The following is a 23,071-nucleotide window of genomic DNA, read 5'->3' as shown; positions in this document are numbered from 1 at the left end:
GTGGAGCCTTCCAGAAGGGGAGAGGTGATTCTACGGCAGGATCAAGGCACAGGGCCATCTCGTGACCGTCAGCGTGGGTATGTTACCCAGTCTTCCACACGCAGCCCCGGCACACGCTGGAACTCGCGCAGGTTGTTGGTCACCAGTGTGAGGCCGCGAGCGCGGGCGTGGCCGGCAATCATTCTGTCGTAGGGGCCGATGGGCGTGCCGGCCTTGGCCAGCTCCGCACGTAGCTGTGCGGTGTGAGCGGCGCCCTGAATGTCGTAGTCAAGCACATCGAGCCGTGCGGCGAACCCCTCGACAATGGCCAGGTTGCGTTCCGGCGCGGCGGATTTTTCCGCACCGTAGATCAACTCCATCAGGGTTACCGTGCTGATGGCCAGCTGGCCGTGATGGCGATTGAATGCCTCGCGCACTACCTGTGGCTTGTTCTTGATGGTGAAAATGCAGATGTTGGTATCGAGCATGTACCTGAGCATCAGAATCCTTCGCGCTCCTGGTCGGCTGGCTGTTCCCTGCTTGCCATGAAGTCCGCACTCACATTGTCACCCTCGAACCAGCTGTCCCAGCTTTCGCCGGCAGGCGAGATGATACGGGAACGGCCCACCGCAACGATGTCCACGCGGGTGACGTCTTCTGGAAGGGCGAGGGCTTTTGGCATGCGGATAGCCTGGCTGCGGTTACTTTTGAAGACTGCACCTTGCTCCATGATGGGCCTCCTTGAAAGCGCAAATGTATGACCGGAGTTTAATTCCGGAGATGGATATGTCAATGGGATATATATGATGCCGATCAGGCCTTGGGCAGGTGGAGCGCCTCCAGCAGCCGCCTCGCATCCTGGAGTTCCCGATCCACTTCCGGCAGTACTGGCCGCTTGAGTACCAGCACCGGCACCCTGCGCGCCCGTGCAACCTCCAGCTTTGGCTCGGTAGCCGTGCTGCCGCTGTTCTTGCTCACCAGCACGTCGATCTGCCGACGTTCGAACAGGGCACGTTCATCGTCGATGAGGAAGGGCCCGCGAGCACCGATCACCTCGCAGCGTTCATTACCGGGGCACGCCTCGAGGGCGCGCAGGGTCCAGAACTGGTGTGGTGGGATTTCGTCCAGATGTTGCAGGGGTTCGCGACCAAGGGTGAACAAGGGACGTTGGAACGGGGCCAGCGCCTCGATCAGCCCGGCCCAGTCCTCGACTTCGCGCCAGTCATCGCCGGGCTGCGCCTGCCACGCCGGGCGGCGCAGGGCCCAGCAGGGAATGCCGGCGCTGCGTGCGGCGAGGGCGGCGTTGCGGCTGATCTGCGCGGCATAGGGATGGGTGGCGTCGATCAGCAGGTCGATGCCTGCTTCGCGCAGGTACTCGGCCAGGCCTTCGGCGCCGCCATAGCCGCCGACCCGCACCTGGCAGGCCAGGTCCTGGGGAATGCGGCCGATACCGGCGAGGCTGTAGACATGTTGCGGACCCAGCTGGCGAGCGATGGCCAGGGCTTCGGTGACGCCGCCGAGCAGCAGGATGCGACCATTCATGCCACGCCCGCCTTGCCGACGATGCCGCCCTGGCGGTCGATGGCGAACACTTCCACTTGCACCTGGGCCGGCACCACGCTGCGGGCGAAGTCCAGGGCATGGCGGCACACCTCATCGCCCAGGGCGATGCCGGCGGCATGCGCGAGGGCGAGGGCCTGCTGGCTGGTGTTGGCGGCGATGATCGCCTGTTGCAGCGCCGTATCCGCGCCAATGGCCGCCGCCCAGCCCGCCAACTGCGGCAGGTCGATGCTCGAATGGCGGCTGTGCAGGTCCATGTGCCCGGCGGCCAGCTTGCTGATCTTGCCGAAGCCACCGCATAGCGTGAGGCGCGGCACGGGTACCTTGCGCAGGTGCTTGAGCACGGCGCCGACGAAGTCGCCCATCTCGATCAGGGCGATCTCCGGCAGGTCGTAGACCCGGCGCATGGTGTCTTCGCTGGCGTTGCCGGTACAGGCGGCGATATGGGTGTAGCCGTTGGTGTGGGCGACGTCGATGCCCTGGTGGATCGAGGCGATGTAGGCCGAGCAGGAGAACGGCCGGACGATGCCGCTGGTGCCCAGGATCGACAGCCCGCCGAGGATGCCCAGACGTGGGTTCATGGTCTTGAGGGCCAGCTGTTCGCCGCCTTGCACGTTGACCGTCACTTCGAAACCGCCGTGGTATCCGCAATCGCCCGCCAGTTGCAGCAGATGGTCGCTGATCATCTTGCGCGGTACCGGGTTGATGGCCGGTTCACCGACTGCCAGCACCAGCCCCGGGCGAGTCACGGTCCCCACGCCCGCGCCCGCGACGAAGCGAACGCCAGGTTCGGCGCACAAGCGCACCTGGCTGAAGAGCAGGGCGCCGTGGGTGACATCGGGATCGTCGCCGGCATCCTTCAAGGTGCCGGCCTCGGCCATGTCGCCCTTGAGGTGGCAGAACTCCAGGCGCATCTGCACCACCTTGCCCTTGGGCAGGGTAATTTCCACCGCGTCGTGCCGTTGCCCGGTCAGCAGCAGGCGTGCTGCGGCCAGGCTGGTGGCGGTGGCGCAGCTGCCGGTGGTCAGGCCGCTGCGCAGTGGCGCGGCCTGTTCGCGGGTTTCTTCACGCATCGAGAGGTTTCACCACGTCGAGCAGGGTGATCGGCAGGGCCTGGCGCCAGGTGTCGAAGCTGCCCAGGGGCTGGGTGTGGGCGATGTGGATGCGGGTCAGCTCGCCGCCGTGCTGCTCGCGGAACTGTGCCAGGGCGACCTCGCTTTGCAGCGTGACCGCATTGGCAACAAGGCGTCCGCCCGGCAGCAGGCGCTCCCAGCACAGCTCGAGCACACCTTCGCGGGTGACGCCACCGCCGATGAAGATCGCATCCGGACGTTCCAGCCCGGCCAACGCTTCGGGGGCCTTGCCGCGAATCAGTTGCAGGCCGGGCACGCCGAGGGTGTCGCGGTTGTGTTCGATGAAGCCCTGGCGGCCTTCGTCAGCCTCGATCGCAAGCGTGCGGCAGCTGGGGTGGGCGCGCATCCATTCGATGCCGATGGAACCGCAACCGGCACCTACATCCCACAGCAGCTCGCCGGGTTGTGGTGCCAGGCGGGCCAGGGTGATGGCGCGCACGTCGCGCTTGGTCAGTTGGCCGTCATGACGGAAGGCGCTGTCGGGCAGGCCGGCCACGCGAGGCAGGCGCGGGGTGTCAGGCGAGGCCTGGCATTCGATGGCGACCAGGTTGAGCGTGGCGATATCGGCGTGTGGCCAGTCATCGGCGGTGCCGCTCAGCGTTCGCTCCTGCGGGCCACCGAGGTGTTCGAACACCTGGAGACGGCTGGGGCCGAAGCCACGTTCGCGCAGCTGCGCGGCAATGGCAGCCGGGCTGCTTTCGTCGTTGCTCAGCACCAGCAGGCGCACGCCACTGTGCAGATGGCCATTGAGCGCGGCCAGCGGGCGGGCGACCACCGAGACCACCTGCACATCCTGCAACGGCCAGCCCAGGCGGGCGGCAGCGAGGGCGCAGGAGGAGGGCATCGACAGCACCCGCAGTTCTTCGGCGGGCAGCTGGCGCGCCAGGCTGGCGCCGACGCCATAGAACATCGGGTCGCCGCTGGCCAGCACGCATACCGGCTCGCCGCGCAAGGCCATGACCGGGGCCAGGGAGAACGGGCTGGGCCAGTGCAATTGCTCGGCGGTCACGCAGCGGGGCAGCAGCGCCAGCTGGCGTGGGGCGCCGATGATTCGCGTGGCCGACAGCAGGGCGCGGCGGGCCTGTTTGCCCAGGCCGCTGAAGCCGTCTTCGCCGATGCCTATTACTGTCAGCCAGGGGGCCATCTGTTCCTCGTACCAATCATTGATCGCGGGGCAAGCCCGCTCCCACGTGGGCGCGTGGGAGCGGGCTTGCCCCGCGATTCGTCTAAACGTTCGACCACCGGTTTTTCATGCCGCCGGACAAAGCAGGCATAATACCGCGCCTTCTACACTGAAGCGCACTTTCACGATTGCCGGATGCCCCCTTGACGCAGCCCCCGCCCTCCGAAGTTTCGCCCCGTCCCTCGGCCTGTCCGGGGTTGTGGCGCATCGTCGCTGCACGCGATGGTGGCATTTGCCGGATCAAGCTGCCCGGTGGCCTGCTGCTGGCCGACCAGGCCGATGCCGTGGCCGACGCCGCCGAGTGTTTTGCCGGAGGGGTGGTCGAGGCGACCAACCGAGCCAACCTGCAGATTCGCGGCATTGGCCAGGATCACGGCGGCCTGGTCGAGCATCTGCTGACCGCAGGGCTCGGCCCGCGTGACGCGGCGGGCGATGATGTACGCAACCTCATGCTCAGCCCACTGGCCGGGCTCGATCCGGCCATGCTGTTCGACACCCGGCCATTGGCAGGGCAGATCCTCGACCTGCTGGAGAGCACACCCAGGTTCCACAAGCTCTCGGCCAAGTTCGCCGTGCAGCTCGATGGCGGCGAAGCGCTGGCGATGCGCGAACACGCCCATGATCTGTGGCTGTCCGCGATGCAACGCGAAGGACGCATCTGGTTGCGGTTCGGGCTCGCGAGCAGCCTGTCGAATGGCCAAGCGTTGGGTGCGGTGCCGGTGGAGCAGGGGCTGGCGTTGGTGCGCGCAATGCTGGAGCGCTTCCTCGATCTCGCGACACCCGAGCAGTCGCGCATGCGTCAATTACTGCAGGTGTGCCCGGTGAAGCACTTCCTTGAAGGGCTGCCCCTGCAGATCGACACAGTATCGATGGCCTGGCAGCTCCCGGTGGTGACAAGCCCCTGGCTGGGCGTGCTGCCACAGCGCCAGGGCGTGGCCCTGGGCGTCGCACCACCCCTCGGGCGCCTGACGCCCGCAATGCTCCGCTGTGCCGCGCATATCGCCCGGCAATGGGGCGATGGCAGCTTACGCCTGACGCCTTGGCAGAGCCTGGTGCTGACCTCCCTCGAACCGACGGAGCTGGAAAACGCACGCGCGCAACTGACGGCATCCGGCATGCTCTGTCACAACGATCATCCGCTGGCGCGGGTCGTCGCCTGCACCGGCTCCAGTGGTTGCGCCAAGGCCCAGGCCGACACCAAGGCCGACGCCATTGCCCTGGCCGCCCTGCTGCACCACGGTGCCCCTGGCAGCGTGCACCTTTCCGCCTGCCCACGTTCCTGCGCCATGGCCCACGTCGCCCCGGCTACCCTGCTGGCCCGTGCCCCGGGCCGCTATGACCTTTACTTGCGCGATGCGCGCCTGCCGGGCTTCGGCAGGCTGCGCGGCGCCGACCTTACCCCAGAAGAAGCAGGCGCCATGCTCGACCTGCCGACGGAGCACCTTGATGATTGACTACATCCGCGATGGTCAGGAGATCTATCGCAATTCCTTCCGGATCATCCGCGAGGAAGCCCGGCTCGAGCGGATCCCCGCCGATCTTGAAAAGCTCGCCGTGCGCGTGATCCATGCCTGTGGCATGGTCGAGGCCATCGATGGCCTGCAGTTCTCCGAAGGCGCCGGCACCGCCGGCCGCGAGGCCCTGGCCAAGGGCGCGCCGATCCTCTGTGACGCGCACATGGTCGCCGAAGGCATCACCCGCGCCCGCCTGCCAGCCAACAACCCGGTGATCTGCACCCTGCGCGACCCGAGCGTGCCGGACCTGGCCAAGGCCGAGGGCAACACCCGCTCCGCGGTGGCCCTGGAACTGTGGCGCCCGCACCTGGAAGGCAGCGTGGTGGTGATCGGTAACGCGCCGACCGCATTGTTCTACCTGCTGGAAATGCTCGATGCCGGCGCGCCGAAACCGGCGCTGATCCTCGGTTTCCCGGTCGGCTTCGTCGGCGCCGCCGAATCCAAGGCCATGCTCGCCGCCGACAGCCGCGGCGTGCCGTTCGTGATCATGCAGGGCCGCCTGGGCGGCAGCGCGATGGCCGCCGCCGCGGTCAACGCCCTGGCCTCGGAGGTGGAATGATGCACGCACGCGGACGACTGCTGGGCCTGGGCGTGGGCCCGGGCGATCCCGAGCTGATCACGGTCAAGGCCCTGCGCCTGCTGCGCGAGGCACCGGTGGTGGCGTACTTCGTGGCCAAGGGCAAGCGCGGCAACGCCTTCGGTATCATCGAAGCGCAACTGCAAACCGAACAGACCCTGCTGCCGCTGGTGTATCCGGTAACCACCGAGGCGCTGCCCGCGCCGCTCTCCTACGAGCAGGTGATCAGCGACTTCTACGACGAGGCGAGCGTACAGGTGGCCGAACATCTCGATGCCGGCCGCGACGTGGCGGTGATCTGCGAGGGCGACCCGTTCTTCTACGGTTCCTACATGTACTTGCATGATCGCCTGGCGTCGCGTTACGAGGCCCAGGTGATCCCCGGCGTCTGCTCGATGCTCGGCGGCGCCTCGGTGCTCGGTGCGCCGCTGGTGTATCGCAACCAGACCCTCACCGTACTGTCCGGTGTATTGCCTCATGAAGAGCTCAAGCAGCGCCTGGCCGCCGCCGATGCGGCAGTGATCATGAAGCTGGGACGCAACTTCCCCAAGGTGCGCCAGGTGCTCGGCGAGCTGGGCCTGGATAGCCGTGCGCTCTACGTGGAGCGGGCGACCATGGCCAACCAGAAGATCGTCGCATTGGATGAAGTCGATCCGCAGTCCTCGCCGTACTTCTCGCTGATCATCGTGCCGGGTGAGAAATGGCAGGGATGATCAAGGCACCGGCAATCGTCATTCTCGGCCCGGGCAGCCTGGCCACCGCGCAGCGTATCCAGCAACGTTATCCACAGGCCGTGATTCATGGCCTGCAAGGGCGAGTGGAGGGGGCCGACCGTTACTACGCGGCCTTCGGCGACACCCTGCGCGAGCTGTATCAACAAGACACGCCGATCATTGCTTTGTGCGCGGCGGGTATCGTCATTCGCACCTTGGCGCCGCTGTTGAGCGAAAAAGGCGTCGAGCCGCCGGTGCTGGCCGTGGCCGAGGATGGCAGCGCCGTGGTGCCGCTGCTCGGTGGCCTGGGCGGGGTCAACGTCATGGCCCGAGACATTGGTGAAGCGTTGGGTGTAAGCGCAGCGATCACCACCAGTGGCGAGCTGCGCTTCGGCACCTGTCTGCTGAACCCGCCCGAGGGGTACGCGCTGGCAGACCTGGAACAGGGCAAGCGCTTCGTCTCCGACCTGCTGGCGGGCGAAACCGTGCGTGTCGAAGGCGAGGCGCCGTGGCTCGAGCACGTGCAGTTGCCCGCCAGTGACGATGCGCAACGCATCATCCACGTGGGCAGCGCACTGCGTCCGGCCAGCCGTGACGAACTGGTGATCCATGCGCGTTGCGTGGTGGTGGCGGTCACCGCCGGTAGCGCTGACCTGGTGCAACAGGTGCGCGAGGAACTGCTGCAAGCGAACATCGCCGAGCCCGCGCTGGCCTGCCTGCTGGCGAGCGAAACCGAGATGGCGGAGCCGGCCCTGCACGAGGCTGCACAGGCACTGAATGTCCCCCTGCGCTTTGCCCCGGCTGCCGAGAGCCTGGAGCGGATGCTGGCTGATGCATTGCCGCAAGCGCGTGTGGGGTCGTCCGTGGGGCTCGCCCACGCGGTTGCCGCGGCACCGGTCGACATCGACCGCGTTGGCCGTCGCCGGGGTCGCCTGGCCGTGATCGGCCTGGGGCCTGGTGCCGCCGAGCTGATGGTGCCGGCGGTCAAGGCGGAATTGGCGCGTGCGCAGGATGTGCTCGGCTACGAAACCTACGTGCGCATGGCCGGCCCCTTCCGCGACGATCAAGTGCTGCACTGCACCGACAACCGCGAAGAGATGCAGCGCGCCCGCCATGCCTTCGAGCTGGCGGCCCAGGGCCGTTCGGTGGTGGTGGTGTCGTCCGGTGATCCGGGCGTATTCGCCATGGCCGCCGCAGTGCTCGAAGCGTTGCACGAGTCCAGCGACCCGGCCTGGCAGCGCGTCGAGTTGCAGATCCTGCCCGGCGTCTCGGCCTCGCTGGCCACCGCCGCGCAAGCGGGGGCGCCGCTGGGGCACGACTTCTGCGTGATGTCGCTGTCGGACAACCTCAAGCCCTGGTCGATCATCGAAAAACGCCTCGACCTGGCGGCCCAGGCGGATCTGGTGTTGGCGTTCTACAACCCGATCTCCAAGGCCCGGCCTCGTCAGTTGGGTGTGGCGCTGGAGGTGGTACGTCGTCATCGCGACGCAGGCACCCCCGTGGTGCTGGGCCGTGATATCGGCCGGCCGGGGCAGACCCTGCGGGTGGTGAGCCTGGGCGAGCTGCTGCCGGAGATGGTCGACATGCGCACCATGGTGCTGGTCGGCTCCTCGACCACCTGCGCCTTCCCCCGTGCCGATGGCGGCCAGTGGGTGTACACGCCGCGCTGGTACCCCGCCAAGCCCTGAGCGCAGCCGGGGTCAGGGCAGCAGGTAGCCCTTGATCCCGGTGAAGATGATCTGCGCCGCCAGGGCGCAGACGAACAGCCCCATCAGGCGGCTGACGATCTGCAGGCCCTGGTCGCCGAGCAGCCGCTCGATACGGTGCGAGAGGTACAGCACCAGGCCGACGGTGAAGCTGGCCAGGGCGATGCTGACGATGGCCAGCAGCTTGTCGTCCCAGTGCGGCTGGCCCACCCCCATCACCAGCAGCGCACCGATGGTGCCCGGGCCGACTGTCAGCGGAATGGTCAGCGGCACGATGGTCACGTCCTGCTGCACGTTGTCGGTCTGCACCGCCGACTTGCCCTGGGCCATGCCTAGCGCCGAGATGAACAGCACCGAGCCGGCACCGATGCGGAAGGCGTCGGCGGTGATGCCGAACACGCCGAAGATCACCCGCCCGAACAGATACAGCAGCACGCTGGCGATCAGCGTGGCGATGGCCACGCGCCAGGCCAGTTGCTTGCGCTCCTTGCTGGAGTGACCGCGGGTCAGCCCGATGAAGCACGACAGGACGAAGAACGGGCTGTAGAGCACGAGCATTTTCAGATAGACACTGAACAACTCATGGAGCATGGGGGCGGGTCCAGGCGGAGAAGAGTGGCATCTGTATAGCACGGAACCTGTAGGAGCGGCCTTGCCGAGGCGTCGGACCGGTCGGAAAGGGCCGCAGAGCGGCCCCAGGATCTCAGCTATAGCAGAAATGGTCGGGGGCTGCTGTGCAGCCCATTCGCGACGCAAGGCCGCTCCTACACCGATAGCACTGCCCGCGGCGTTTCAGTCGAGGGGCGCGGTGACCACCTGCCGCTGCCCCGCCCAGAACTGCACCAGATCGCGCAGTTGCGACAGCTCCACTGGCTTGGCCATGTGCCCGTCCATGCCTGCCAGGCGCGCGCGCTCCTTGTGCTCGCTGAGAATATGCGCGGTCAGTGCCACCACCGGCGTGCGCGGGCGCTGGTTTGCGGTTTCCCAGGCGCGCAGCTGCTGGGTCGCGGAGAAACCGTCGAGCACCGGCATCTCGCAGTCCATCAGCACCAGGTCGTACTGTTTGGCCTTCATCGCCTGCAGGGCTTCTTCGCCGTTGCTGGCGGTGTCCGGCTCGAGGTTGAGCTTGCCGAGCATGCCGCGGATGACCTTGGTGGAGATGCTGTTGTCCTCGGCTACCAGGATGCGGAAGTCGCCGGGCAGGTCGAGCGGTGGCGGCGTGCCGACCGGCTGCGGCGGTGTCGCCTGTTCACGGCCGCGCAAGGCGAGCTCTTCGGCCAGGGTGGTCTTGAGGGTATAGCCGGCCACCGGCTTGGCAAGGATGCGCTTGACCCCGGCATTGCGGGCGATGACCTTGCTCGGCGCGTTGCTGATGCCGGTGAGCATGACCACCAGGATGTCGTGGTTCAGGCTCGGGTCTTCCTTGATCTTGGCCGCCAGTTGCATGCCGGTCATGCCAGGCATGTTCTGGTCCAGCAACACGGCGTCGAAGTAGTCGCGCAGGTGTGCCTTGGTGCGCAGCAGGGCCAGGGCTTCCTTGCCGGACGGCACCGCGCTGACATTCATGCCCCAGGCACTGCACTGTTGCACCAGTACCTTGCGACAGGTGTCGTTGTCGTCCACCACGAGCACCCGCGCGTCGCGCAGCGGGCCATCGAGGTCGGTCGGCGGCTGCTCGAGGCGCTGCGGGTCCAGCGGCAGGGTGAGCCACAGGGTGTTGCCCAGGCTGGTGCTGGTCTTGATCCCGAATTCGCCCTGCATCAGGCCGATCAGCTGCTTGGCGATCACCAGCCCCAGGTGGCCGCCGAGCTTGTTGCTGGAGAGGAAATGGCGGCTGTGCAGTTCGGCCTGCAGCAGGGCGTCGCGCTCGGCGGGGGGCATGGGCTCGCCGCTGTCCTGCACGGCGATGCGCAGGCGCGGTCCAGCGCCGCGCTGCTCCAGCGCCACCACCAGCAGGATCTCGCCCTGTGTGGTGTTTTTCAGGGCGTTGTCCAGCAGGCTCGACAGCGCCTGGCGCAGGCGTGTCGGGTCGCCACTGATCACCCGCGGCACCTGGGGCTGGGTGAAGCTGATCAGTTCGATGTTCTGCTGTTCGGCCTTGGCCCGGAAGATGTTCAGGCAGTCCTCGATCAGTGCATTGAGGTCGAACTGCACGTCGTCCAGCTCGATCTGTCGGGACTCGAGCTTGGAGATGTCGAGGATCTCGTTGATCAGGGTGAGCAGTTCGTTGCCGGCACTGTGGATGGTCTGCACATAGTCACGCTGCTTGACCGACAACGGCGTGCCCAGCAGCAGTTCGGTCATGCCCAGCACGCCGTTCATCGGGGTGCGGATCTCGTGGCTGATCTTGGCCAGGAACTCGGCCTTGGCGTTGATCTCGGCGTCGCTGGCGGCCAGGGCGCGACTGGCGCGGAAACGTTCCTCGCTGATCCGCCGCAGGCGTTCGCTGACGGCGAGGTTGAGCAACAGGCCGCTGACCACGGTCAGCGTCATGAGAATGCACAGCAGCCAGGGGGTGGCGGTCCGTGTCAGGCCGAGCAGGGCCGGGAGCAGTACCAGGCCGCCGAGGTTGAACACCAGCATGGCCAGGGTGAACAGGCGCGCTGGGGTGTAGCCCTTGTACCAGTGATAGCTGCTGACCAGCAGCATGCTTACGCTACCCAGGGCGAGCAGGGCGTAGGTCATCAGGTTCAGCGGGAGCGTGTCGACGAACAGCACCACCAGGCCGCTGACGGCGGCTACCAGCATCTCCATATGCAGCAGCCGGTTGAGCCGCGCCGAGCTGCAAGGGGAGAAGAAGTGCAGGGTGAAATACAGCCCGGCCAGGCCGGCCAGCACCAGGGTGAGGTAGGCGGCCGGGGTCTGGGCGCTGTACCACAGGTGCCACCAGGGCCCGCTGAGGTTGAGGAGAATCAGGGCGCTGAGCAGCATCAGGGCGTGATACAGCGCCAGGGACAATGTGGTGTAGGAGCGGGTGTAGGCGAAGCGAATCAGGTTGTGCAGGATCAGCATCACCAGGCCGCCGAACAGCAAGCCGAACAGCAGGGGCTGGCGCTGATCGGCGGCGGCTTGAGCCGAGGGCTCCAGGCTGATGGCCGGGCGCAGCTGATGCTCCGAGATCAGGCGCAGGTAGATATCCACCTGCTGGCTGCTGCGTGGCAGAGGCAGTACATGGTCACTGCCGTGCAGGCTGGAGTCGTTGCTTTCGTTCTGGCCACCATGGTGCAGTTGGCGCAGCAACTTGTCGCCTTCGAGGGCGTAGAGGTCGATGCGTGAGAGGTCGGGGGCGAAGATGCGGACCAGTTGTTCCTGCTCGTCAGGGGCGAGGCGATAGTGCAGCCACAGGGCCTGGTCGGGCAGGGCGGCATCGAGCTGGTCGAGGGCCAGAGGGCTGAACTGGTTGCGGTAGCGCTCGGAGCGTACGTCGGAAAGCTGCAGGTTGGCTTGCTCGTCGAGCAGAGCGGACCAGCCCGCGCTCGGTTCGGCATGGGCTGGAACCAGGCAGAGCAGGGTCAGCAGGCTGACGATCTGGACAATGGCAATCCGAAGCCGACGCACGACGAAATCCCTTCTTAGCTGATGTGCCGAGTACCCACTATGCGCGGCGGGCCAAGGCGAAGGCAAGGCCCCGAGGGGCCTTGGCGACGAGGCGAGGACCGCGCGCGCGAGGCGTGGCGGTCATGCGCTGCGTTTACTGCTGATGTTCACCGCGCTCGCGGGCGATGGCCCGGTAGCCGATGTCGGTACGGTAGAAGCTGCCATCCCACTTGACCTGCTCGGCCAGGCGATAGGCGTGCTGCTGGGCGGCCTCGACGGTGTCGCCCATGGCGGTGGCGCAGAGCACGCGGCCGCCAGCGGTGAGCACCTGGCCGTCCTTCAGCGCGGTGCCGGCATGGAAGACCTTGCCCTCGAGCTTGGCGGCGGCGTCCAGGCCGCTGATTGCCGCGCCCTTGGCATAGTCGCCGGGGTAGCCGCCGGCAGCCAGCACCACGCCCAGGCTCGGGCGCGGATCCCACTGCGCCTCGACCTTGTCCAGGGCCTTGGCGAAGGCGGCTTCGATCAACAGCACCAGGCTCGATTCCAGACGCAGCATGACCGGCTGGGTTTCCGGGTCGCCGAAGCGGCAGTTGAATTCGATGACCTTGGGGTTGCCGGCCTTGTCGATCATCAGGCCCGCATAGAGGAAGCCGGTGTAGACGTTGCCTTCCTCGGCCATGCCGCGCACGGTCGGCCAGATCACCTGATCCATCACGCGCTGGTGAACCTCGGCGGTCACCACCGGGGCGGGCGAGTAGGCGCCCATGCCGCCGGTGTTCGGTCCGGTGTCTTTGTCGCCGACGCGCTTGTGGTCCTGGCTGGTGGCCATGGGCAACACGTTGTGGCCGTCGACCATGACGATGAAGCTGGCTTCCTCGCCGTCGAGGAACTCTTCGATCACCACGCGCGAGCCCGCGTCGCCGAAGGCGTTGCCGGCGAGCATGTCGCGCACCGCGTCTTCGGCTTCCTGCAGGGTCATGGCGACGATCACGCCCTTGCCCGCTGCCAGGCCATCGGCCTTGATCACGATCGGCGCGCCTTTTTCACGCAGATAGGCCAGGGCCGGCTCGATCTCGGTGAAGTTCTGGTAGTCGGCGGTAGGGATCTTGTGGCGGGCCAGGAAGTCCTTGGTGAAGGCCTTGGAGCCTTCCAGCTGGGCCGCGCCCTTGGTCGGGCCGAAGCAGTCCAGGCCACGGCTGCGGAACAGGTCGACCACGCCGATGACCAGCGGCGCCTCGGGGCCGACGATGGTCAAGTCGACGTTCTTCTCGGCGAAGTCGGCCAGTTGCTCCAGGGCGGTGACGTCGATGGCGACGTTCTCGCACTTGGCTTCGGTGGCGGTGCCGGCGTTGCCGGGGGCAACGAAGACCTTCTCGACGCGTGGGTCCTGGGCGACTTTCCAGGCCAGGGCGTGTTCACGACCGCCGCTGCCGATGATCAAAACTTTCATGTCAAAACCTCGAATTCTGTATTACGGCGATCCGCGTTCCCTGTGTAGGAGCGGCCTTGTGTCGCGATAGGGCTGCGCAGCAGCCCCAGCAATTTCTGCTGCGAAGCTGAAACCTGGGGCCGCTTTGCGGCCCTTTCGCGACACAAGGCCGCTCCTACAGGGACCGGGATCGGCCCGGCATCTGATTAGTGGCGGAAGTGGCGCATGCCAGTGAAGACCATGGCGATACCGGCTTCGTCGGCTGCGGCGATGACTTCGGCGTCACGCATCGAGCCACCCGGCTGGATCACCGCGCTGATACCCACTTTAGCTGCGTTATCGATGCCATCGCGGAACGGGAAGAACGCATCCGAGGCCATCACCGCGCCCTGGACCTGCAGGCCGGCGTGCTCGGCCTTGATGGCGGCGATGCGCGCGGAGTTGACGCGGCTCATCTGGCCGGCGCCGACACCGATGGTCTGGCGGTTCTTGGCGTAGACGATGGCGTTGGACTTGACGAACTTGGCCACTTTCCAGGCGAACACTAGGTCGTGGATTTCCTGCTCGGTCGGCGCGCGCTTGGTGACGATCTTCAGGTCGTCGGCAGTGATCATGCCGATATCGCGGCTCTGCACCAGCAGGCCACCGTTGACGCGCTTGAAGTCCCAACCGGCGGCACGCTCGGCTGGCCACTCGCCGCACTCCAGCAGACGCACGTTCTGCTTGGCGGCCACGACTTCGCGGGCGGCCTGGGAGATTTTCGGGGCGATGATCACTTCGACGAACTGACGCTCGACGATCGCCTTGGCGGTTTCGCCGTCCAGCTCGCGGTTGAAGGCGATGATGCCGCCGAAGGCCGACTCGGTGTCGGTGGCGTAGGCCAGGTCGTAGGCCTTGCGGATACCGCCTTCGTCTTCAGGCACCACGGCCACGCCGCACGGGTTGGCGTGCTTGACGATGACGCAGGCCGGCTTGACGAAGCTCTTCACGCACTCCAGCGCGGCGTCGGTGTCGGCCACGTTGTTGAACGACAGCTCCTTGCCTTGCAGCTGGATGGCGGTGGAGATGCTGGCCTCGCCCTTCTTCGCCTCGACGTAGAACGCCGCGCTCTGGTGCGGGTTCTCGCCGTAGCGCATTTCCTGGGCCTTGACGAACTGGCTGTTGAAGGTGCGTGGGAATTCGCTGCGGTCCGCGGTCGACAGGGTTTCTTTGGCCTGGTCGATGCTGCCCATGTAGTTGGCGATCATGCCGTCGTAGGCGGCGGTGTGCTCGAAGGCCTTGAGCATCAGGTCGAAGCGCTGGGCGTAGGTCAGGCCGCCGGCCTTGAGGTTTTCCAGCACGCCGGCGTAGTCGCTGGCATTGACCACGATGGCCACGTCCTTGTGGTTCTTCGCCGCCGAACGGACCATGGTCGGGCCGCCGATGTCGATGTTCTCGATGGCGGTCGGCAGGTCGCAACCCGGCTTGCTGATGGTGGCCTCGAACGGGTACAGGTTGACCGCGACCAGGTCGATCGGCTTGATGCCGTGTTCGTTCATGATGGCGTCGTCGGTGCCGCGACGGCCGAGGATGCCGCCATGGATCTTCGGATGCAGGGTCTTGACCCGGCCGTCCATCATTTCGGCGAAGCCGGTGTAGTCGGCCACTTCCACCGCGTTCACGCCATTGTCCTTGAGCAGCTTGTAGGTGCCGCCGGTGGACAGGATCTCGACACCGAGCTGTTGCAGCTCACGGGCGAACTCGAGGATCCCGGTCTTGTCGGAGACGCTGATCAAAGCGCGGCGGATCGGCAGGCGGGTAGTCTGGTCGGTCATTTCAGATTCCATAACGCGGTGGAGTCAGCAAAAAAGGCGCCTCGTCAAGAGCGCCTTTTTGGTTGGGGTTCTGGCCTTACAACAGATCGTACTGCTTGAGCTTCTTGCGCAGCGTGCCTCGGTTGAGCCCGAGCATCTCGCTGGCCTTGGTCTGGTTGCCCTTGACGTAGTTCATCACGCTTTCGAGCAGCGGTGCCTCGACTTCCGAGAGCACCAGGTTGTACACGTCCGTGACGGTGGCGCCTTCCAGGTGGGCGAAGTAGTTGTGCAGCGCCTTCTCGACGCTGCCGCGAAGGGTCTGGCCCTCTTCGCTCGGCGTGTTCAGGTGCTGCTTGAGGTTGACGTTGTCGCTCACGGGCGTTGTTCCACTCACTAATGTCTCGGTCATCATCGTCATGCGGCCACCCCTTGTTCGTCCTCTGTGCCAAGGCTCTGTCGACGTTCGGCGAAATAGGCCTGAACGTTGGCGCACTGTGCTTGTGTGTCTTGCAAAGCGTTGAACTGGCTGCGGAACTCCTTGCCGCCAGGTCGGGTCGCCAGGTACCAGCCAACGTGCTTGCGGGCGATACGCACGCCCATCACATCGCCATAGAAGGCATGCAACGCGGCCAGGTGCTCCAGCAGAATGCGTTCCACTTCGTCCTGCGCCGGTGCGGGCAGCTGCTCGCCCGTGCGCAGGTAATGCTCGATCTCGCGGAAGATCCACGGCCGCCCTTGGGCGGCACGGCCGATCAGCAAGCCGTCGACCCCGGTGGCGTCCAGCACCGCCTGGGCCTTTGCTGGCGAGGTGATGTCGCCGTTGGCGAACACCGGGATCGACACCGCCTGCTTGATGGCGGCGATGGTGTCGTACTCGGCTTCGCCGGTGTACAGGTCGGCGCGTGTGCGGCCGTGCACCGCCAGCGCCTGGATGCCGGCCTGTTCGGCGATTTTCGCCACATTCAGGCCGTTCTTGTTCGCCCGGTCCCAGCCGGTGCGTATCTTCAGCGTCACCGGAACCTCCACTGCGCCGACCACGGCATGAAGGATCTCGCTGACCAGGGCTTCGTCTTTCAATAAAGCAGAGCCGGCAGCCTTGTTGCAGACTTTTTTTGCCGGGCAGCCCATGTTGATGTCGATGATCTGGGCGCCGGCGTCCACGTTCGCGCGGGCCGCCTCGGCCATCATCTGCGCGTCGCCACCGGCGATCTGCACCGAGCGTGGCTCGGGATCGTCTTCGTGGATACGGCGCAGGCTCGACTTGCGGCTGTTCCACAGGCGCATGTCGCTGGAAACCATCTCCGAGACCACCATGCCCGCCCCCAGGCGTTTGCACAGGGTACGGAAAGGCTGGTCCGTGACCCCGGCCATGGGTGCCAGGATCAGGTTGTTCTGCAGTGTGTAAGGGCCGATGCGTACCGCCGACATAGGTGTTCCCTGTTGTGGGGCCGAATCATTGGAGTTCGAAAAAGGGTTGGCATGATACCCGCTCTCGATGACCGGATAAAGATGAATCTGGATAAAATCTGAACAACGGGCGGTAGCCTCAAGCGGCAAGCTTCAAGCTGCAAGACAGATGCCGATCGGCTTTTTCTTGCAGCTTGAAGCTTGCAGCTTGCAGCTGTTTCATTCCGGCGAGCGGAAGCTCAGGCTGTAGTTCACGGCCTTGGGGCCCGGGTCGAGGATGTCGAGGGCGATGTGGATCGGGGTCTGGCTGGGCATCTCGCCGCGCCCGGCCAATTCGCCGGAAAGGTACTCGCTGGGTTTGAAGCGCCGGCTGGCGATCAGCTGGCCGTTGAGGTCGGCGAAGCGCAGCTCCAGCAGCGGGAAGGGCTGGGCGAAGGGGGCGCGGTTGTAGATGATCGCATCGACGATCAGCGCGCCCTTGAAGTCAGGGTGGCTGCGCACCACCAGGTTGCTGCTCTTGATCCGCGAGATGTCCACGCGGGTCGGCACCTGGCAACCAAGTACCGGGCACAGTTGCTGGAACCATGGACGGTACTGGTCCTGGCGGGCCATCTCGTCGAAGTGGAACCAGACGTACTGGAAGGCCAGTACCCCGGCGGCCAGGAAGGTCAGCAAGCCCCACAGCAGGCGCTTGCCCCAGTTTGGCGCGGGCTTTTCCCAATCCAGTTGCAACGGATCGTCGACCACGTCGACCAGCGGCTCCTTGCGCGGGCGCTCGGGCTTGATGCCCAGGCTCGGCTCCAGGCGCTGTTCTTCGGACACGCCGTCGCGTGCCGAGAAATGCTCGTCGCGGCTTTCGTCATCGAGTGCCGACAGGCCTTTTTCCGGCATCGGCTCGTCCTCGGCGGACAGGCGCTCGATTGGCGCGTCGAGGTCTTCGGCATGGGGTTGACGGCGTACCGGCGGCTCGTCGTCCAGGTCGAGGTCGGCGTTGCCGAGGGTAGGCTCGGTGCGTTCGCCGTCGACAGGCTCGAGGTCCAGCGGTTCCTGCTCGACCAGCACCGGCGCTTCCTTGCGTTCCGGCGCGGGCTCCAGGGGCGCGTCGGTGGCGGTGCCGAACAGTTCGTCGGCGTGTTCGTCGGTGCCTTGGTGGTCGTCACGGCTGGCCTGCAGCACGCCCTTCTGTCCGGCGCTACGGCGATCGCCCGGGCTGCGCCGTTCGAGGCGTGCCAGTTCCTGGTCGAGGTCCAGCGCGTCCAGCTCTTCGGCGGTCACGGCCCAGCTGTCTTCGCCGGGTGGCGGCTGCTCGGCGTCGGGTAGCGTCGCCGCGGCTGGCTCCGGCGCGCTGGTGCTGGCCTCTGCACTGGCAGCGCGGTTCTGCTCCAGCAGCTGTTTCGCCGCGTTGAACACCTGCAGGCAATTGCCGCAGCGCACCACGCCACGGGCCAGGCTCAGCTGGTGGTGGGTGACGCGAAAGCTGGTCTGGCAATGCGGACACTGGGTGACGAAACTGTCGGTCATGCGGCGATCCGGAGAACTGGGCAAGAGTTGATTCTAGGCGCGCTTAGCGGCGGCGACCACTGATGCGCACCCAGCCGTCGCGCACGACGATCGGGTCCAGATCGAAGTCGCCGGCATAGGCGGCGGCCACTTCCTCACCCTGTTCGGCGAGGATGCCCGACAGTGCCAGCAGGCCACCTGGGCGAACCAGACCGGACAGTTGCGTAGCCAGCGATACCAATGGGCCAGCGAGGATGTTGGCGACCAGCACGTCGGCCTGCATGGCTGGCATATGTTCTGGCAGGTACAGCGCCAGTTTCTCATCGGCGATGCCATTGCGCTGAGCGTTGTCACGCGAGGCTTCGATGGCCTGCACGTCGATGTCGGTGCCGACCGCCTCGCGGGCGCCCAGCAGCAGGGCAGCGATGGCGAGGATGCCCGAGCCGCAGCCGAAGTCCAGTACCTGGGCACCTTCGAGCTGTTGGCCGTCGAGCCATTCCAGGCACAGCGCAGTGGTGGGGTGGGTGCCTGTGCCGAAGGCCAGGCCCGGGTCGAGCAGCAGGTTGACCGCGTCCTTCTCCGGGGCCTCGTGCCAGCTGGGCACGATCCACAGGCGCCGACCGAAGCGCATGGGCTGGAAGTTGTCCATCCAGCTGCGTTCCCAGTCCTGGTCCTCGATCACCTCGGCGTGGTGCTCGGGCAGCGCGGCGCCGGTCAGCAGCGCCAGGTGGGCGAACACCGCCTCAGGCTCGGCGTCGGCCTCGAACAGGGCCAAAAGGTGGGTGTGCGACCACAGCGGAGTGGTGTTGAGGTCCGGCTCGAAGATCGGCTGATCTTCGGCGTCCATGAAAGTCACCGAGACGGCACCCACTTCCAGCAGGGCGTCTTCGTAGGTCTCGGCTTGTTCCGGGCTGATGGCCAGGCGTACTTGCAGCCAGGGCATGGCGGGCACCTTTGGGAAATCGACAGGGGCAGCGCGTGGCTGCGCAAAGGGCGCCAGTTTACGCCAGACGGGCGGTAAAAGGGAGTGAGGGTCGGTTGATGTTCCGACCCTCACCGCGCCGCGCAATGTCTTGGCGATAAGTGATATGTACAGCCAGCCTCGGGTGGCGACATTCGAAACTACCGGCTCCAACACTATCAGGAGCAGGATAAGTGAGTACACAGGTAGAGACAGCAGCTTCCGAAATATCGATCAAGCAGCTTGTGGACAAGCTGGAAGGCTGGGCGCAAGCGTTCGATCAGCGCCTGAAGTCGCAGCCGACCTGGCTGGATACGCTCGCGGAAAACATCCACGTCGAACTGCGGGTCTACTTTGCACAGGGGCACTATGCCGACGGCTTTCTCGACAATCTGCTGGATACCATCCTGCAAGCCTCGATCGACGGGCAAGCGTCTGTTTACGACGAGGCGCTCGACGCGCCTCATCGTTGGGAGAAGAAGGTGTCCCAGGAGATCCCGCAGGAGCGTAGAGACACCCTTGTCCAACTGATCGAGGGCATGTTCGATCGCTTGGTCGGCATCTACGACGACGCGCTTCGTCGGCACTGGCAGACACCGCCGATAGTCGTCGACGATGCCGTGGATTTTCATGTGCGGCTGCAGGCATGCCTCGATAAGCATATCGAGGCATGCAAGGCGCTGGTCGATGGCAAGGATCGGGAAGGGCGGACGGCGCAAGGCCTGCGCGCGGAAATCGAGGAGCTGCAACGTGAGTGGCATGGCCAAGTCGCGATCCAGGCCCTGGCGACCGACGTGCAGACACTGAGGCTGCAGCGCTTTGCCACTGCCTCTCGGCCCGAGTGGATGAAGGCGCTCCAGGACAGCACAGAAACTGCGTTGCGTGAATCCCATTCACGATTGGAGGACGCATTGCTGTTGCAACAGCTCCAGCTGGAGGATGTCGAGACGCTCGAAGCTTATGCGCGGGAGCGGGCCAGGCAATTCCTGCTCGGGGAGACCGGCTATCGCATGGACCCGGACCAGATCAAGCTTCACCGGCGTTTCACGGTCGACCCAGGGCACCCTGTCGAAACCTTGAGCCTGACGTCGCAGGTCATGCTTGGGCCGCTCAAGGCGGGCATGCTTCAGGTCATCAGCAAGTTCGAAGCCCCAGCGCGCCATGAGGGCGCCCTTTCCGTGCAGTTGCTGGAGCGGCTGGTGGAATCGATCGATGCGCCGGGGGACTACTACCCAGCCTTGCTTGAACATTACGCACAGGATGACGTGATGGGGGTAATGAAGGATGCCTATCAGGCTCGCTTGCAGCACAGTCTGCTGGTAGCAATCCACGCAGGTCATATCGACCAGCGGATGGCGGATCGTGTCACCTCGACGGTCAACGCCAAGGGGGACACGCTGCAGGTTCGCACCCTTGGGGTCACGGCAACCAGCAGCTGGTATGGCCTGATGCTGTTTTACAGCGAGGACGATCGCGGTGAGCTGGACGAAGCGGTGCTCTACGCACCGGAAAAGCCCGATGGCCAGGAGTGGGTGGCGCTGCGCGGGCCTGGAGCCATTGCAATGGAAGTCGGCGGCTGGCTGTCACGGGACTGGGGGCAGGCCTATCTTCGATCGTTGACCCCGGTGGTTATCCGCTCGTATGCGCATGAGCTCTACTCGCAGGTGATCGACAATCCCGCGAAGTCGAGCCTGGGCAGTGATCTGCGCGGGCTGGCCACAGGTTATGCGGCATGTCTCGAGGAGCATGTCGTGTCCCGCCAGAGCATGCATCTGGAGCACGTGAAGCGCGTCGACTCGCCAGACTGGTATCGTGGACTGTCGCTCGAGATGCGCAGGACCTATTGCTACAACCGGGCGCTGGCTGGCTGGCATGAACAGAAGTTCGACGGCCTGATGGCCGGTCATGAAAGCTTCCTGGCGTTCGCCCGCCGGAAGGTCCGCGAGGACATCGCGCCTTACCTGGCCACGGTCGGTGTGACCGAGGCGGTGGACCCGGAAACGGTGCTGATCGATTACCACGCCGATGGAGATGGTCAGCCCGCCAGCAGCATGACGTTGCTGCATATGAGCATCTTCGGCTACGACGACAATTGGGGGATCGACAATCCCGATCGCGGCGTGCGCTCCTCCGTCGGGCAGGACCTGGGTCGGGTGCGTAGCGCGGAACTCGCACGCTATGCCCGGCGAGTCTACCTGGGGCAGAAGTATGCCGAGGCGATCGAGGTCCGTTACCTGAATGCCGCTTCGGCTGACTACACCGCCCGGCGCGAGGCGTTTGGTCAGATGTTGAACTGGCTCCTGGACCGGGACTTGTGCCAGGCCCTGGGGCAGAAGGACATCGCCGTGGATCACTACAACCATTTGGTCAGGCTGGTAAGCGAGGCCTCGGGCCGCAATGCGCCTCGCGCGCAGAAAGCGCTCCCCGAAAGTGTCGCCAGCACCGAAGGTATTTTCCAGTTGACGCTGGCTGGCCATCCGATACGCGGTGCCTACGTGCTGCGACTGATCGAAGGTAGCGTGGCACGGGATTGGCTGTACCTGCCGGAAGCTTATGACCAGCGTGTGCTGCGGCCCTATGCGGACCTGCGAGGCACCGCCACCGGAATGCTGCGGGAGGAGCTGGTCGGTCGAGCCACGCAGGCCACCGCCGAGGTGGTGCGTGCGTTTCTCGAGCGACTGGCGGCGGGCTCCACGCATCCGGATTCGGTGCGTGAAGCCCAGCGCGTGGATGCTCTGCGGACAGAGTTCGATGTCTACATCCGGCACGGCCTCAACGAGGTCAGGCAGATCACCCGCTCCCGCGCGCAGGTAATAAAGGCGCAGGTATTCAAGGGGCTGTTCTTCGCATCGATACCTGTAGCGCTCGTTTGCCCCCCCTTTGCCTTGCTGATGGACATCGGTTTCCTGGTTCATGGCGTGCAGAATGCGATCATCGCGCACGCCAAGGGTGATACCGAGCAGGCGTTGCGGGAGTGGCTGCAGGCTTCCTGGGCGCTGTTCGGCGCGTTTACGCTGGCACCGCGGGTGTTAGGTACCCTGCGCGCGGTGGTTGGGGGCGGGCGGGCGAGCCGGACTGCGCGCGAGCTGGCGCCGGCGATCAGGCAGAACGTGCGCCTGGACAAGCAATGGGCCGTGAGCAATAGCCCGTCGGGCCTGACGAATGCCCCCCGTGATGGGGTATGGAGCGGTACACGGCTCGGTAGCGATGGCAAGTACTACGTGCACCACAAAGGTCGCTATTTCCAGGTGCGCCATGAGCTTGGCGAAGACTTCCTGCGCGTGGTCAATGCGCGTCGTCCCGATGCGTATTTCAAGATGCCGGTGCGTGTGTCCGCTGATGGTCGCCTGCAGCCGGTCCGGCCAGGCCTCGTGGGTGGTGCTCCCGCGCAGGACCTGGGTAGGGTGCGCACACCTGCCGAGGCGTTTTCGGGTGATCGTCCTGACGTGGCGCGTGGAGCGCTGCAGGGCGAAGCTGTCATCGGCCGGTTCGGAGCCGCGGTCAACGACAACTACCTGTTCACTCTGAACGTACAGACCTGCGTGGCGGTGACGCTATACAACCCTGTGACCAAGGCCGGTGCAGTGCTCCACTTCGATCACAACATCAGGTCGTTGATCACGCGTGCGATCAATGAGGTGCTGCCTGCGGTCAAGGGGACGACGCCAGCCAGCAAGATACGCACGGTGATGGTGGGAGGAGACTGGCTGACAGGGGCGGATATCGGTGGGCCGGTGGCGAGTGTCCTGCGGCGCAATGGGCTGCGCCCCAGCTGGGATCATTGGTCTTACTCGTCATGTCTCGGCAGGACTTATGGCGTGCGACTGGACCTGAACGGGGGCGCGGTCAAGGTGTTCCAGACCTCGGCGGATTTCGTCGCGGGCATCTATGACCCGGTCCTGCGCGCGGCCAGGTTCAATGCGCCTGGTCTGCCGGGCAGGGCGCACCGTTTCATGCGCAGAGTCCGTGCCGAGACGCTGCGGGAGGGCGGCAACGGGGCGGTGTTCGACGCGCTGGGGCGTCCCGCCGACGCGGCGGCGACCAACCAGCAGGCCATCAGCGTGATCGACCTGCGCTGA

Annotated in this window: 18 protein-coding genes; 5 read left to right on the top strand and 13 right to left on the bottom strand. The window is 65.6% G+C overall.

The genetic code is table 11. The annotated features are described in order from the left end of the window. Positions 1-68 precede the first annotated feature (68 nt). The 5 genes from vapC to cbiE all read right to left on the bottom strand — a co-directional run bounded on the left by vapC (position 69) and on the right by cbiE (position 3,816). Positions 69-479: a tRNA(fMet)-specific endonuclease VapC gene (gene vapC, locus N5D48_RS07325; RefSeq protein WP_279882676.1), complete on the bottom strand. Its 411-nt coding sequence runs from the start codon at positions 477-479 to the stop codon at positions 69-71. Then, positions 479-709 (bottom strand): type II toxin-antitoxin system VapB family antitoxin, encoded by a 231-nt coding sequence (vapB, locus tag N5D48_RS07320; protein ID WP_279882674.1) that lies wholly within the window; start codon positions 707-709, stop codon positions 479-481. Before vapB ends, vapC begins: the two co-directional genes overlap by 1 nt. An 83-nt stretch (positions 710-792) precedes the next feature. Next, a complete protein-coding gene (locus N5D48_RS07315) occupies positions 793-1,521 on the bottom strand; it encodes a cobalt-precorrin-6A reductase (protein WP_279882673.1) in 729 nt (242 codons plus the stop codon). Further along, on the bottom strand, positions 1,518-2,612 hold the full coding sequence (locus N5D48_RS07310; RefSeq protein ID WP_279882671.1) for a cobalt-precorrin-5B (C(1))-methyltransferase: 1,095 nt from the start codon (positions 2,610-2,612) through the stop codon (positions 1,518-1,520). The genes N5D48_RS07315 and N5D48_RS07310 overlap by 4 nt, the downstream gene beginning before the upstream one ends. Then, positions 2,605-3,816 (bottom strand): precorrin-6y C5,15-methyltransferase (decarboxylating) subunit CbiE, encoded by a 1,212-nt coding sequence (cbiE, locus tag N5D48_RS07305; RefSeq protein ID WP_279882669.1) that lies wholly within the window; start codon positions 3,814-3,816, stop codon positions 2,605-2,607. The genes N5D48_RS07310 and cbiE overlap by 8 nt, the downstream gene beginning before the upstream one ends. A gap of 167 nt (positions 3,817-3,983) precedes the next feature. On the opposite strand from cbiE, the gene cobG reads away from it, so the two are divergent. Genes cobG through cobJ form a run of 4 tightly spaced genes read left to right on the top strand, consistent with a single transcriptional unit; the run spans position 3,984 to position 8,347 of the window. Beyond that, positions 3,984-5,309: a precorrin-3B synthase gene (gene cobG, locus N5D48_RS07300; RefSeq protein ID WP_279882667.1), complete on the top strand. Its 1,326-nt coding sequence runs from the start codon at positions 3,984-3,986 to the stop codon at positions 5,307-5,309. Further along, positions 5,302-5,928, top strand: a complete 627-nt coding sequence (locus N5D48_RS07295; protein ID WP_279882665.1) for a precorrin-8X methylmutase — start codon at positions 5,302-5,304, stop codon at positions 5,926-5,928. The genes cobG and N5D48_RS07295 overlap by 8 nt, the downstream gene beginning before the upstream one ends. Beyond that, complete coding sequence (locus tag N5D48_RS07290; protein WP_279882663.1) at positions 5,925-6,659, top strand: precorrin-2 C(20)-methyltransferase; 735 nt, start codon at positions 5,925-5,927, stop codon at positions 6,657-6,659. The genes N5D48_RS07295 and N5D48_RS07290 overlap by 4 nt, the downstream gene beginning before the upstream one ends. Next, a complete protein-coding gene (cobJ, locus tag N5D48_RS07285) occupies positions 6,647-8,347 on the top strand; it encodes a precorrin-3B C(17)-methyltransferase (protein ID WP_279882662.1) in 1,701 nt (566 codons plus the stop codon). The genes N5D48_RS07290 and cobJ overlap by 13 nt, the downstream gene beginning before the upstream one ends. A 12-nt stretch (positions 8,348-8,359) precedes the next feature. On the opposite strand, the gene N5D48_RS07280 is transcribed toward cobJ, so the two are convergent. The 8 genes from N5D48_RS07280 to prmA all read right to left on the bottom strand — a co-directional run bounded on the left by N5D48_RS07280 (position 8,360) and on the right by prmA (position 18,974). After that, the gene (locus N5D48_RS07280) at positions 8,360-8,956 is read right to left on the bottom strand and encodes a MarC family protein (protein WP_279882661.1); all 597 of its coding nucleotides are present in this window, start codon (positions 8,954-8,956) and stop codon (positions 8,360-8,362) included. A 201-nt stretch (positions 8,957-9,157) separates the two neighbouring features. Further along, positions 9,158-11,923, bottom strand: a complete 2,766-nt coding sequence (locus tag N5D48_RS07275) for a hybrid sensor histidine kinase/response regulator (RefSeq protein WP_279882659.1) — start codon at positions 11,921-11,923, stop codon at positions 9,158-9,160. A 133-nt stretch (positions 11,924-12,056) separates the two neighbouring features. Further along, on the bottom strand, positions 12,057-13,352 hold the full coding sequence (gene purD / locus N5D48_RS07270) for a phosphoribosylamine--glycine ligase (RefSeq protein WP_279882657.1): 1,296 nt from the start codon (positions 13,350-13,352) through the stop codon (positions 12,057-12,059). A gap of 185 nt (positions 13,353-13,537) precedes the next feature. Beyond that, on the bottom strand, positions 13,538-15,145 hold the full coding sequence (purH, locus tag N5D48_RS07265) for a bifunctional phosphoribosylaminoimidazolecarboxamide formyltransferase/IMP cyclohydrolase (protein WP_279882655.1): 1,608 nt from the start codon (positions 15,143-15,145) through the stop codon (positions 13,538-13,540). 76 nt (positions 15,146-15,221) lie between these two features. After that, entirely contained in the window at positions 15,222-15,542 is a 321-nt protein-coding gene (fis, locus tag N5D48_RS07260; RefSeq protein ID WP_134692528.1) for a DNA-binding transcriptional regulator Fis, read from the bottom strand. Further along, positions 15,539-16,552 (bottom strand): tRNA dihydrouridine synthase DusB, encoded by a 1,014-nt coding sequence (dusB, locus tag N5D48_RS07255; RefSeq protein ID WP_279882653.1) that lies wholly within the window; start codon positions 16,550-16,552, stop codon positions 15,539-15,541. Before dusB ends, fis begins: the two co-directional genes overlap by 4 nt. Positions 16,553-16,750: 198 nt before the next feature. Continuing rightward, complete coding sequence (locus tag N5D48_RS07250) at positions 16,751-18,052, bottom strand: DUF3426 domain-containing protein (protein WP_279882651.1); 1,302 nt, start codon at positions 18,050-18,052, stop codon at positions 16,751-16,753. A 43-nt stretch (positions 18,053-18,095) separates the two neighbouring features. Continuing rightward, positions 18,096-18,974, bottom strand: a complete 879-nt coding sequence (gene prmA, locus N5D48_RS07245; RefSeq protein WP_279882649.1) for a 50S ribosomal protein L11 methyltransferase — start codon at positions 18,972-18,974, stop codon at positions 18,096-18,098. 212 nt (positions 18,975-19,186) lie between these two features. On the opposite strand from prmA, the gene N5D48_RS07240 reads away from it, so the two are divergent. Further along, entirely contained in the window at positions 19,187-23,071 is a 3,885-nt protein-coding gene (locus tag N5D48_RS07240) for a DUF6543 domain-containing protein (RefSeq protein ID WP_279882647.1), read from the top strand.

The sequence above is a fragment of the Pseudomonas sp. GD03858 genome, assembly GCF_029840925.1.
Taxonomy (GTDB): Bacteria; Pseudomonadota; Gammaproteobacteria; order Pseudomonadales; family Pseudomonadaceae; genus Aquipseudomonas.
The sequence above is the reverse complement of the archived record's forward strand: the minus strand, read 5'-3'. Positions and strand labels throughout refer to the sequence as shown.

What these genes read in the sequence shown, in the direction of transcription:
- prmA (WP_279882649.1), bottom strand. Translation starts at nt 18,974, where the DNA reads ATGCCCTGGCTGCAAGTACGCCTGGCCATCAGCCCGGAACAAGCCGAG.
- purD (WP_279882657.1), bottom strand. Translation starts at nt 13,352, where the DNA reads ATGAAAGTTTTGATCATCGGCAGCGGCGGTCGTGAACACGCCCTGGCC.
- N5D48_RS07290 (WP_279882663.1), top strand. Translation starts at nt 5,925, where the DNA reads ATGATGCACGCACGCGGACGACTGCTGGGCCTGGGCGTGGGCCCGGGC.
- N5D48_RS07250 (WP_279882651.1), bottom strand. Translation starts at nt 18,052, where the DNA reads ATGACCGACAGTTTCGTCACCCAGTGTCCGCATTGCCAGACCAGCTTT.
- vapC (WP_279882676.1), bottom strand. Translation starts at nt 479, where the DNA reads ATGCTCAGGTACATGCTCGATACCAACATCTGCATTTTCACCATCAAG.
- cobJ (WP_279882662.1), top strand. Translation starts at nt 6,647, where the DNA reads ATGGCAGGGATGATCAAGGCACCGGCAATCGTCATTCTCGGCCCGGGC.
- fis (WP_134692528.1), bottom strand. Translation starts at nt 15,542, where the DNA reads ATGACGATGATGACCGAGACATTAGTGAGTGGAACAACGCCCGTGAGC.
- purH (WP_279882655.1), bottom strand. Translation starts at nt 15,145, where the DNA reads ATGACCGACCAGACTACCCGCCTGCCGATCCGCCGCGCTTTGATCAGC.
- cbiE (WP_279882669.1), bottom strand. Translation starts at nt 3,816, where the DNA reads ATGGCCCCCTGGCTGACAGTAATAGGCATCGGCGAAGACGGCTTCAGC.
- N5D48_RS07295 (WP_279882665.1), top strand. Translation starts at nt 5,302, where the DNA reads ATGATTGACTACATCCGCGATGGTCAGGAGATCTATCGCAATTCCTTC.
- vapB (WP_279882674.1), bottom strand. Translation starts at nt 709, where the DNA reads ATGGAGCAAGGTGCAGTCTTCAAAAGTAACCGCAGCCAGGCTATCCGC.
- N5D48_RS07310 (WP_279882671.1), bottom strand. Translation starts at nt 2,612, where the DNA reads ATGCGTGAAGAAACCCGCGAACAGGCCGCGCCACTGCGCAGCGGCCTG.
- N5D48_RS07280 (WP_279882661.1), bottom strand. Translation starts at nt 8,956, where the DNA reads ATGCTCCATGAGTTGTTCAGTGTCTATCTGAAAATGCTCGTGCTCTAC.
- N5D48_RS07315 (WP_279882673.1), bottom strand. Translation starts at nt 1,521, where the DNA reads ATGAATGGTCGCATCCTGCTGCTCGGCGGCGTCACCGAAGCCCTGGCC.
- dusB (WP_279882653.1), bottom strand. Translation starts at nt 16,552, where the DNA reads ATGTCGGCGGTACGCATCGGCCCTTACACACTGCAGAACAACCTGATC.